We start from the raw sequence: 11,608 nt of genomic DNA, 5'->3' as shown, positions 1-11,608 counted from the left end.
GTTGTTTTTTTAACAACACATCTGGAACAGTACCACACATTTGGAACAGTATCTTTTCCTATTCAAGAATAGGAAAATCTTTTCTATATGATAAAGTCCATTTATTAGAATAATTATAAAGTCCTAGAATACTATAATTTTTATCTAATATAGTTTCTAAACAATCTGTATCTGTTTTAATTTTTAGTATCTGTATATCATTATTTACTTTATACGAATAATGATAAATTATAGGTTCTGAAATTGGAGAAGTTTCAATTAAAGTATCTATTATGACTTCGTCATTAATCATAAGTTTAATGTTACTATTAAAGCCAGTGTCAAGATATAGGGTTAAGTCTTTTTGACTTTTTGAAAATAGTTTTTTTTCTTTAAATATTTCAATCTGTTTTCCATTTTTACATAAATTCATCTCAACTAATTTGCTTGAATTACATGATGTTATTGAAATAATTGATAATATAATTAAAATATAAAAATTCATTTTATTTACCTGTATTTTTATTTATTGTTTCTTCAATAGTTTTCATTTGTCCAGGAGTTAATGCTGTTCCAGAGGTATTTCTTAAAGTTGAATTAGGATTGCCATCAGAATTCATAAGATTTTTTCGAATAGTATTATTTTTTATATCTCCTGTCTTTTGGTCTATATCACTTGAAACAGGAGCATTTGCTTCCCATGGATGGGTAAGACCCGCTGAATGACCTATTTCATGTTGCGCTGTCTTAGAAATTCCTGATGCAGAACGACTATTTCCACTACTGTCTTTAGCAGATAATTTCATGTTATTATCCTGAGTATCTCCAAATTTTTCAGTCTTACCATTCAAATATTTAACTTGAGTATTCCCATCTGCATCAGTTCTTGTAGCAGGTCTTTGAATTTGATCTACAATTTCAATAGTGTAATCTGATGTTGATGTTGTAGAAATATCATAAGTCATAGATGCAGTATACCCTTCTACCTGCGAATAAATTTCGTTAAAATCTTTTTGTATAGTTTGCGCAATTTTATTGATCTTTTTATCACTTAATCCTGCGGAATTAACTATTTGAATTTTCACATTATAGTGAATTTTATCTCCTTCAATTGAACTAGACCATTCAAGACCTTCTAATTCTCTACCATCAATCACACGGTTCTCTGCAAAATTGTAAGGTGATTGATAAGAGTATTGCTCTGCCAATGGGTCTACGTTGAAGAATCTACCGATTTCTGGCATGTAATTTCTCCATTTGAAGCTATCCCAATTAAGACCTAATTCTTCTTGTCTCTCTTGTCCTTGGTATTTGTAATGGTAACTACTACACACATTTTTTTTACTCTTTTTAGAGGTCAGTGTTTTTTTACTGTGTATTAAACGCAGTTCAGGTAAATGGTCGGTATGTAGTTTTTGACAACCCAAGTTTTGTAAAAAATTTTCTCAAAAATACAAAAAAAATAATCCGATTGGGTTTAAAGTAATAAAGATTAAACGATTATCGGTTTACAATATGGGTGTAAATTTGTGTGGTATGTAGCGAGCTATGCCCAAGAAAACGGGCAATACTTTCAATGCTCATTCCATTTTCAAGTAAATGAGTAGCAATGCTGTGTCGCAGGATATGAAGCGTTAAACGCTTGTTCCGTATGGGTTTATCTGAACAGGATTTTTGCAGGTTTTGCAGTTCATCGTTGAGTGTTCCCGCAGTGCTGATAAAAAGCCTTTGATGTCCCTTTTTTTGCAGGTTGCGGAAGTTGTAAATATAATGTTCCAATGCTTTGTAAATACCCTCATTCATCGGGATAATACGGTCTTTATAACCTTTGCCCTGCCTGATAAAAATGGTTCTGTTATCAAAATCAATATCACTTAATTGCAGGTTATACCCCTCTGTTCTTCGCAAGCCACAACCGTAATACAAAACAAAAATCAATTTTAGTTCTTCCTGTTTTGCCTGCCTGTGTACAAAAGAAAAATGGTTGTACATCTCGGGTATTTTTGCCTGTAAAATCCTGATTTCTTCCTGTGTAAAGGGAACAATTTTACTAATGCGTTCTTCTTGGTTTTCTCTTAATTTAAAACGGGGCGGTATCGGTGCATTTTCCATTCCCATTTGGTGTAAAAATTCCAATAACAGGTCTATCCCCATAAAATTCAGGTTCAGGTGTGATACACTTAATCCGCCTGCCCTGCGTTTGTTGGGGCGTGTTTGTAAATAATCAATATACGTGCTGACGTGTTGCCCTTTTAAAAACGTGATTTGTAATATTCTTTGCTCCTGCAACCACTCAAAAAAAGAAGTAGTAGAACATTGGCAGTTATATATGGTGGCAGGGCTAAAACCCAATGTATCGAGCCATTTTATATATTCTTCCTGTATCTTGCTGTAATGCGAGTTAATCATTTTAGAACGGGTTAAATTGGCTGATGTCGTTGGTAAGCTGTTCCAAGTCGTTGGGCAAATAGGCTTCTGTACTGATAATGGTTTTATGCCCTGCGAGGTATTGGGTTTTACGCAATCCCTCTGTTTTGAGCCATTGGGTAATGCGTGAAGCCCGTATTAGCTGTATTTTGGTAAAATCGGGTGCAAGGGTTCTTAACTGTTCTGCAAGCGGTTTAAAAACACCTTTTAAAGAGGTAGATGTTGTGCTTTTTCTTCCGCTTACGGGCAAGGCAAAAAATAACCTGTCGCTTTCTTTGCAAAAGGCTAAAAACTGCGGTCGTATGTTTTGGATATAGTGCATTAAAGCCCCGATTTGTGAAGCGTGAAGCGGTAAGGTTCTGTCTTTTGCCCTTATCCTTCCGTATATTTTTACCGTTGCTTTTAAAAAATCAATATCGGCAAGGTTAAGACGTTCAAACTCACTTGTAACAAGCCCCTGATATATCAAAAAGCCCGTTATTATATAATTCCTTTGTCGGCTTAACTCGTTCTGTAAGCGTTGGTTCTTCGGGATATGGCTGTTATCAAAGTTTTTGACAAAGACAGTATAATAATCGTCATAGAGCTGGTCAAGCTGTTGCGGTGTGTAAATCTTATGTAGCTTGCGGGGATTTGCTCCCCGTATTTTAATAAGAGCGGTAGGATTAGAAGCGATAATATTGCTTTTGTATAAAAAATTGAAGTAATGTTGTAAAGCGTAAAGTTGATTTTTACGGGTAATGTTCGCCACTCTTTTATGGTCTTTGAGGTATTCCAAGTAAGCTAAAATGTCTTTCTTCCTGCAATTTTCAATGTCTTTGCCATACCACTGTAAAAACTTGTTTACATTAAACAAATAGGCTTGTTGTGTGGATTGGGTCAGGTCTTTGGCTTGCAGGTATTGTATAAATTCTTTCATTGTTCAATTTTTTGTTTTTGTGTCGTCCTACTGTTAAAGTATTATGGCTGTTGGGTTTCTGTGTCGGTCATCGGGTTTTGGCTAACTGTCTTACTGCTGTTCGTAGCAAGTGTGTAGTAATATTTTCGGTTCTTCCATTCTCGGTTTAACTTTCCTTGTTCCCAAAGGTTTTTCAGGTGTCGGGTTTCTGTTATGGAACTTCTTTTGGTTATGGCGGTTATATCGGTTGCTAAATATTCTTTTTGCGGTTCTTGTTCTTCCAATTCCAAAAGGATTTTTAAAGTATATTCTTCTTTTTCATCTATCCTTACACGTTGTTTATGTGCTGTCGGTTCTTCCGTTTGCGGTTCTTGCTGTATCGGTTCTTCTGTCGGCTGTTGCTGTTGTTCTTTCGGGGCTTTGCTTTTGTGGTATTCATTCCACACGTTTTTTAATGTGGCTTGTATATCCTGCTCGATACGGTTCTGCACATCGGTTTGACTGCCAAAGCCTGTGAGCTTGTAAATAAATCCCTCTCGGTGCTTGTTTCCCCCGACAACCTGTATATAGCTGTACAATTTGAGTTCCTGTAAGTAACGGTTTAGTGTTCTTGGGTTTATCGGTTTGGCTTTTCTTATATCCAAGGCGGTAAACTGATTGGTCTTTGCTTCCGTTAAAAACTTGGTAAGCCACCCGTAAAAACCCCTTACACTTGTTGCCAGTTCATCGGCTCGCCTAAAAAGATTGTTCCGCAAAAATTTAAAAGCAAGTTCAATATCGTTCGGATGCGTTTTTATCAATACTTCGCCTGTTTCCTCGTCTGCGGTCTGCTCTCTTTGATATTGGAAGAAGTAAGTAATAACTTCAATAAAATTGAGCAATAATAAAAGTGATTTTCTCGGATAGGCAACATCTTTAGGTAAATCTATCAATGTTGCATAAGGGTTGATAACACTAATGTTTTGAAGTGAAGCCACCACGCATTTTAAAAGGTGTTGAGCCTGCTCAATATCTTCGGTTTTTATCTGTCCTGCCCTGCACTTTTTTTGATATTCCATTATTAAAATATCTTGACTGGGTGTGTGGTTTAGGTGCAGGCACAAAAAAGGCAAACTTATTTCTTCAAAATTTTTGTCGCTGTAAGCACACGCAATCAAACAGAGCTTTGCAACGACTTCAAAGGTTGTACTGTGCAACATTCCGTCTTTGTCCTTTGTGGCTCTTGTGTTTACCAATCTGCCTTGACTTTGAAGCGTTGCCAATGGCGATAGCATTTGCGTTGTCCATTCCAAATCCTCAATTAAAAGGGCTTTGTTTTGTATCTCGTTGCTGTCAAAATAATACAAAGCGTTTGCCGATATTCTTGTATGAAAACTGTATGTATTGGGTGGCATACATTCCGAGAGCTTTTGCAAAATGTAGCTTTTACCGATACCCGATTTTGCAAGGCACAAAACAGAAAACGGATTGTTGAATTTGTAAGAAGCCAACGCCAAAAAGAGAATAACAGCGTTTTCATCTTCGCCCAAAATCCCTGTCGTATTCAGGTTCTTAATCAGTTCGGGAAGCAGGTTTTTGTTTTTTAAAAACGCTGTTGCTCTTTTTGTGTCGTCTTGGCTCGGTTCAAATGGTTGTGTCCTTTGCTTTCCTGTAAATCTCAACTCTTGCAATCGGTAATCTTCTAACTGCAACGTCAATGCGTGTAATGTTCGGCTTACCTCAATCAATTTCAGTTCCCATTTGTCGCAAAGCGTTCTTTGCAGTTTATCGGTTTGGTTGTCGTTGTATAAATCCAAAGTCGTGCGGAATGGTGGATAATTTTGGTAAGAAATCCGAAGTGTGCAAACCATTCTTTCCACTTGTGATAAATCCACACCGCCCAAAATATCTATCGTTAAAAAATCATCTTTGTAAGTAATAAATCGGGCATTGTTAATCTGTAAATTTTGCATATTAAAAAGGCTTTTTTACAGGCAAAAAACAGAAAAAAACAAAGGCAAAGAAAATTGAATTATTAACAATGAAGAAATGAGAAAACGCCCTATCCGATTGCATTTGGGCTGTTTTTCAGAGGGCAGAAAACCCCGAAAAAGCAAAGCAAAAAACAGCAAAAAAAGAAGAAAAAAAGCCCCGAAAAACCAAAAATCAGAACAGCCGACAGAACCGACCAAAAAGAGCCAAAAACAACCGCTAAAAATCCCGAAAAACCGAGCCGACAAAATGAACCATTAAAAGCAAAAATAATCGCTCCAACGGAGCGAAAAAAAGCCCCCTTTCCTGCGAAGCAGGAATAAAAAAAGAAAAAGAAAAAAGCCCCGAACCGCCAGAGGCGGTAAAAAGAAAAAGCCCAAAAAAAATTGCTCCGATTTCGGAGCAAAAAAGCCCCAAATTTTGCCGAAAATCGGCAAAAAATAAGTCGGAAATTAACCCAAAACCACGACTAAAAACAGCGAAAACAAGAACCGCCAAAATGTCCGAAATGTTAAAATCCCCAACACTTTCAGACGACTAAAAAACAAAAAAAAATCACTGCGAAGCAGTGAAAAAAGCCCCGAAAATTTTTTGCCTGCAATTTGCGGAACAGAAAAATAATTTTTCTGAAAAAATTGACCACCAAAAAGCGAAAAAATCGGTTTTTAGAAGCATAATTTTTAAAAATATTGGCGGATTTTCCGCCAAAAAAAGCCCCGATTTCCTGCGGAGCAGGAATAAAAAAAGAAAAGAAAAAAGCCCCGAAAAAGGAGTGGCAAAGGCACGATAAAATTAAAAATATCGGACTGTTTTCAGTCCGAAAAAAAGCCCCGAAAAAAAGAAAAAATAAGAGCCAAAAACGTCAAAATCCACCAAAAATCCACCTCAAAAAATCCCGAAAAAAACCACCACCCAAAACCACCAAAAAAGCCCTCTGAAAAACAGCCCAAATGCAATCGGATAGGGCGAAAGGAAAAAGAGAGCGGAAAAACAGCGGAAAAGCTCGACAGTAAAGGGATTAGAGCGATTATGTGTGATTGTTGATAACTTTTTGGTTTTGGATTTAAAAAAAGTAAAACCACTCCTTTTTGAAGAGTGGTTTTGTTTTTAAATGGATTATTGGAATACTAATCTTCTATTCTCCTAATCTTGACTCCTTTATTTATTTTTGGCTCAAACTCTCTATACAAGTTAATACTTGTTATATCAGAACAATTTTTTAGACTACTCATTCTCTCAGTTTGCATAGTGTCGCTAAATATTTTAGTGACCACATAACAATTATTTTCTGCATTAGATTCGTAATCAATATAAATACATTTTGTTTCTTCATCAATTTCAGATAGTTCAAATGAACTGGATTTATAGTTGATAATCAGTTTTATATCATTATCCCTTTTACCTAAACGATAATACTCTGGTCTTTCAGGTTTTAAATGCAGTGTGTCTTTTCCGTTTTCAATTTGAAATATTGATATTTCGTTATCGGGTACAATTACACCGTTTTCAACAACAATTCTTATCTCTTGTGCCTTACAAGAAAAAAATACAGATAAAAACAGCAATGACAAAAAATTACCTTTAATCATAATGAGTGTTTCTTAATGGGCTTTCGCCATTACTAATATTTTTAAGTGCCTGATTATGAAAATTAACGTTTTCAACTCCCGGACCACTTGAGTTATTAATGTTCCCATTTCTGATAAAATCTAAACCGTGGTCAAGTATTTCGTGAATAAAAACACTACTCTCGCTTGGAGTGGTTAATTTTCCTCCCTCGCCTTGTATTTGTATCGTGGAGGCAGTTTGTCTATTAATTGCTATATGCCCATAAGCCATATTTGTTTTGTCAAGTTTACCTTGTGCCCAAAAGAGAGCTCCTCCTGTATTTTGAGTGTTCAAATCTGCTGCATAACCCGTTTTCTGCCACCCTTCTCTTTTAAAGCCTCCTTGACCGTCTGGAACATATTTCCCCTCTTGGTCAAAAACAAATCCTGGTTCATAAAAATTGACCGTAAACTGGTCGCTATCTGCATTCATATGTACTTCAATAACATTATCTCCGTCTATAACTTCTTTTAATCCTGAAGCTATTGATTTCTGTTCGTCATTAAACCCTTTACTTGCCTTTTTTAAGTCCTTATTTTTATAATTTAGCTCTCCCTTTTTATTAAAAGAAAATCCGTGATTTTCTCCCAATTGGTCTGTGATATATCCTAAAATTGTATTTTGAGTTTCTTTGTCATTTGCGATAACTCTTTTACCATCAGGGTCTTTAAAATAAACAGGATTGTTTAGGGAATAGTTATAAGGGGAATGCTGATTATATGCTATTGCCAGCGGATCAATTTGTCCCCACCGTCCAATATCAGGCATATAGAACCTTGCTCCGAAGTCGTAAACATTCAATCCCAGTTCATCCTGCAATTCTTTCCCAGTGTATTTATACTTATAGTTCGCATTCGCAAGATTGGTATTGTTGTATGCACTATGTTTTAACCCAAATGGATAGTAATTGTTTTCTTCTAATACTTTTAGCGTACCATTTGCTTCTTTTTGGTAACTCAATCGTACATTTCCAAGATGATCAGTGTAATTGTAAACATAATTAAAAGCTGTACCATCTGTTACATTTACATAGCCTTCTGCTGTTGGAAAAAATTGTAATATTGGTTGATTCCCTTTTCCTGCTGCTAGAGAATACTGAAATCCATTTATATAATACGTTCCTTCTGCATTTGATAACAAATGATTCTGTACATATTTTGCTAATTTTATGCCATTCGCATCATACACATAACTAATCTTATCTCCATTTCCCCAAAGAACTTCTGTTGGTAAATTTAAGTAATTATACTTAATTCCTGTTATTCCTTTGTTTAAATCTTTCGTTAAATTTCCATTGACATCATAGGCGTAATCATCTCCATTTGTATTACCGTCAATAAAACCTTGGGTTGCATATCCTGGATTATCCGTTACAGCTAATAATTTATTTGAATTTGATTGATAGGTATAGTTCGTATCATCTATCCAAATCATATTATTTGATAAATCTTGTTCTCCTGAACGAATGATTCCTTTTATATTACCATTTAAGTCATAACCTTTTATAACTTCGTTGTAGGCATTGACAACTTGATTTTGACCTTTAATATATGTACCCTCAATTAAACGATTTAGTCCATCATATTGATAATTATAACTTCTTATTGTATTATCCTTATCTGTTTTCCAAATGGTTTCAGAGATATTTCCGTTATGTAATGGTTTGAATTTTGCTGGGTCCCAATTTAGACGTGTTATTTTATCGTAATTTAAGCGGAAAGAGAATAAATCTCTGTTATTTCCTATTTCTGTAATGTCTATATTATTAATATCCGTCATCCAACCTCTAATATTATACTTATAATCTACTGTTTGCAATGGATTAGACGCTACAGAGTTTCCAACTTTTTTACTCGTTAATTGATTGATCTCATTATAAGAGTTCTGAACAATGTATTCTTTTGGATTATTGTTAATTTGATGTGTTTGATATTTCAGCAATTCATTCGGATAATAATCAAATTCTTCTTGTATAAGAATCTCCGTTCCTATGTCAGTAGGTTTGTGTTTGGTAACTGTATTTTTAACCTTTCCTCTGAAATCTAGAATAGAAGCCGTTGTTTGATAACCTCCTAAATAATTATCTAAATGTGAAGCTATAGGACGTATATATTTAGCATCATAATATGTATAGGATTTGTTCCACGTTGTTTCTCCCAAAACATTTATATAACTCGCTACAGCTAAACCTTTGGTTTTTGTATCATCAGCTCCAATTACATTTTGATTATCTATAGACGAAGGTGTAACTCCTAAATTTTGATAATGATCGTAATAATTAACAGATTGAACTATTAAGCTTCCATTTGGAAATTGTGCATTGGTATAATAAATACTCTGTCCATTATTAGCAAATACAGACGATACTCTTTCCTCATTATTAGGAGTTTTTTTATTGTTCAACGCGGTTTGCATTGAACCTCGTGAGGCTGTATTTTTAAAAAAACCTGTATAAACGATTCGTCCAAACTTATCGTATTTAAAGAAAGTCCATCCTTTTTCAACCGCCGTTCGTTGATTGATATCTTGTTGTAAGGTTAAACGATCTTGGTTATCATACACCATAAACTCTCTTCCTTTGCCCGGAAGTTGTTTTTCGACCAACCTGTTTTTTTCATCATAAAAATACTGGTAGCCTAATTCAGCAAGATTATTTCTATAAGAAATTATATTTCCATGATCAGTATCAATTAATTTAGGAGGAAGAACAAAAGTTAAATTACCATAAATATCATACACATAATATGTATCATGATTGCCAGAAGAATTTCCACTAATTGCGGGAATATTAATTCTTTTCAGAACGACTCTCCCTTCTTTATCTTTAAATTCTTGTATTGGTTGACCATTCTCATCTGTTGTCACAGTTTTATATAATACACCTTTTTGATAGGTGCTATTTAACGTTAAAGTTGGATTGGTAGTTGGATTGTCTACGCCAAATTTGTAAACTTCTCCATCTACATTCGTATCATAACCAAATCTTATTTCGTGTGCACCTTTTTTCCAAGAATTCCCTGGCGCAGCTTGTGCTATTACTCGATTCAGTGGAGAGTTCTCAAACGTTTTCTCAGAGAATGGTGTTGTATCCCCTGTTAATGTAGAATAAAACGAATTTCCGTTGGTTGTTGGACTTACAACTGTATTTGCTGCTGAACCAATCGGAAACGGCAAATATTCTCGTGCCTGTCTTCCGAATCCGTCGTATTCAATAGGTGTTACAATCGTTTTTCCTAATGGAGAAGCACCTACTTGTAGAATTTGTTTTTCACGACCTAATCCATCAAAATAAACCACTGTTTCTTTTTTTTCAGAACAATCAGCTTTTAAACATTCTTGTGTTTTGATAAAGTTTTCTGTGGTTGTTTGGGCTTGAATACAAGTACTTCCTAATGCTAAAAAAGTACTATAAATAAAATTTTTATAAAAGTGTTTCATAGATCTAGCATTAAGGTTTATAGTTGTATTGGAAGGTTTTAAGCATTTCACCTTTATCATTTACGATAGATTGTAAACGATTAGATGAATCATAATTATACTTTTCAGCTACTCCATTTGGTTGTATAATTTGAGTTACACCAACTAATGGCTTATACAAATAGCCTGTTACCATTGCATCTTTATGCGCTGTTCGAAGTGCTGTAATAGCTTCTAATAAATCGGCATCTGTTGTTTTTGTATTTAACGTTGTAATGGTTGCTGCACTGATTTGAGATAACGAAACTCCTTCTAATTTAGCGACAGGATATTGACCTCCATAACCCCAAATAATAGAAACAGGAATACCGTTTTCTAAAGTGTATTCTGTTAGATTACCTTGAGTATCATAATTGTTGTACATGATTTTGCGGTCTGTTGTAGCAATTCCAGATCCTTTTTTCTCATAAACATATTGTGGAAGAATTATTCCTGTATATGGCTCAAAATAATCTGTTTTTTGTTCAGAAATTGGAGTAGCTCCATTAAAAACTTTTGTTTCGATTGGAACAATCATATTCTTAGCTTCCATTTTACCTAATATGGTCGTTGATGCTGCATTATAATCAGGTACGTATTTATACGTTTTCTTGATTGTTTCGCCTTTTGAATTTGTTGTACTTTCTTCCGTTAATTGATTATGCTTAGCTCCTCCATATACGTAATTTGTCTCTGTTGTTACAGTCCCGCCTGATAGGTATTCTTTAGTGATTTCTTTTTTTAGGTAAGGAAATTCTGTATAGAATGGATAGTATTCATATTCATAATCTGTATAATAAAAAATGTTTGTTCCAGCATTTCCGAAATAAATTTTATTTTTAGGTCTTATTCTTATACCATATTCAGAATTTAATTCAAAATTTTTAATAGAATGTTCATACGATATTGATTTAATTAGATTATTACCTAAATAAGTTTCAACATTTGAATTTTTATTAAGTCTCCAATTAAAATTAGGAGTACTTTGTCTGTAGATAGCGTTTGATTCTCCGACCTCTCCTAAATCATGATTAAAATAATATTCTGTTTTATTTGAGATATTTTTTATATTATCTATATTTTCTTCAATAACTGTACTATATAATACTCTTGAACCTGATGCAAATTGTAAAGGAAAGGAGATTGTGCCATGTATTTTGTGAATTTCTTTATAATAGTTATTTTCTCTTCTTATAGGTGACCCAAATAAAATACCTGATGAAATGTTATTATGCGTATAATAATATTTTTTTTGTAAAACAATAGAAC

Annotated in this window: 9 protein-coding genes and 1 pseudogene; 1 reads left to right on the top strand and 9 read right to left on the bottom strand. The window is 34.3% G+C overall.

What is annotated here, in order from left to right:
* Positions 1–58 precede the first annotated feature (58 nt).
* From N5D03_RS13980 to N5D03_RS13955, 6 genes are all read right to left on the bottom strand, one after another.
* Positions 59–484 carry a hypothetical protein gene (locus N5D03_RS13980; RefSeq protein ID WP_280049595.1) on the bottom strand — a complete coding sequence of 142 codons (426 nt, stop codon included), beginning with the start codon at positions 482–484 and terminating at the stop codon, positions 59–61.
* A 1-nt stretch (position 485) separates the two neighbouring features.
* Positions 486–1,406, bottom strand: coding sequence for an RHS repeat-associated core domain-containing protein (locus N5D03_RS13975; RefSeq protein WP_280052003.1), 921 nt, complete (start codon positions 1,404–1,406; stop codon positions 486–488).
* Between the two features lie 73 nt (positions 1,407–1,479).
* Complete coding sequence (locus tag N5D03_RS13970) at positions 1,480–2,388, bottom strand: tyrosine-type recombinase/integrase (protein ID WP_280052002.1); 909 nt, start codon at positions 2,386–2,388, stop codon at positions 1,480–1,482.
* Between the two features lies 1 nt (position 2,389).
* A complete protein-coding gene (locus N5D03_RS13965) occupies positions 2,390–3,325 on the bottom strand; it encodes a phage integrase N-terminal SAM-like domain-containing protein (protein ID WP_280052001.1) in 936 nt (311 codons plus the stop codon).
* Between the two features lie 41 nt (positions 3,326–3,366).
* Positions 3,367–5,256 (bottom strand): hypothetical protein, encoded by a 1,890-nt coding sequence (locus N5D03_RS13960; protein WP_280052000.1) that lies wholly within the window; start codon positions 5,254–5,256, stop codon positions 3,367–3,369.
* A gap of 238 nt (positions 5,257–5,494) precedes the next feature.
* A complete protein-coding gene (locus N5D03_RS13955; RefSeq protein WP_280051999.1) occupies positions 5,495–5,773 on the bottom strand; it encodes a hypothetical protein in 279 nt (92 codons plus the stop codon).
* Between the two features lie 191 nt (positions 5,774–5,964).
* On the opposite strand from N5D03_RS13955, the gene N5D03_RS13950 reads away from it, so the two are divergent.
* Positions 5,965–6,213, top strand: a complete 249-nt coding sequence (locus N5D03_RS13950) for a hypothetical protein (protein ID WP_280051998.1) — start codon at positions 5,965–5,967, stop codon at positions 6,211–6,213.
* Positions 6,214–6,402: 189 nt separating this feature from the next.
* Here N5D03_RS13950 and N5D03_RS13945 read toward each other — a convergent pair whose 3' ends face one another.
* From N5D03_RS13945 to N5D03_RS13935, 3 genes and pseudogenes are all read right to left on the bottom strand, one after another.
* Positions 6,403–6,864 carry a hypothetical protein gene (locus N5D03_RS13945; RefSeq protein ID WP_280051997.1) on the bottom strand — a complete coding sequence of 154 codons (462 nt, stop codon included), beginning with the start codon at positions 6,862–6,864 and terminating at the stop codon, positions 6,403–6,405.
* Positions 6,857–10,321, bottom strand: coding sequence for a DUF6443 domain-containing protein (locus tag N5D03_RS13940; protein ID WP_280051996.1), 3,465 nt, complete (start codon positions 10,319–10,321; stop codon positions 6,857–6,859). Before N5D03_RS13940 ends, N5D03_RS13945 begins: the two co-directional genes overlap by 8 nt.
* 10 nt (positions 10,322–10,331) lie before the next feature.
* Positions 10,332–11,608 (bottom strand): annotated as a pseudogene (locus N5D03_RS13935) (hypothetical protein); the annotation flags it as partial.

Source organism: Empedobacter sp. GD03861 (assembly GCF_029840885.1).
Taxonomy (GTDB): domain Bacteria; phylum Bacteroidota; class Bacteroidia; order Flavobacteriales; family Weeksellaceae; genus Empedobacter; species Empedobacter falsenii_B.
Note: the sequence above shows the minus strand (reverse complement) of the source record. Positions and strands in the feature narration are given on the sequence as shown.

Bases quoted from the DNA above. Each gene is read 5' to 3' on its own strand.
- N5D03_RS13945 (WP_280051997.1), bottom strand. From the start codon at position 6,864: ATGATTAAAGGTAATTTTTTGTCATTGCTGTTTTTATCTGTATTTTTT.
- N5D03_RS13970 (WP_280052002.1), bottom strand. From the start codon at position 2,388: ATGATTAACTCGCATTACAGCAAGATACAGGAAGAATATATAAAATGG.
- N5D03_RS13980 (WP_280049595.1), bottom strand. From the start codon at position 484: ATGAATTTTTATATTTTAATTATATTATCAATTATTTCAATAACATCA.
- N5D03_RS13940 (WP_280051996.1), bottom strand. From the start codon at position 10,321: ATGAAACACTTTTATAAAAATTTTATTTATAGTACTTTTTTAGCATTA.
- N5D03_RS13960 (WP_280052000.1), bottom strand. From the start codon at position 5,256: ATGCAAAATTTACAGATTAACAATGCCCGATTTATTACTTACAAAGAT.
- N5D03_RS13965 (WP_280052001.1), bottom strand. From the start codon at position 3,325: ATGAAAGAATTTATACAATACCTGCAAGCCAAAGACCTGACCCAATCC.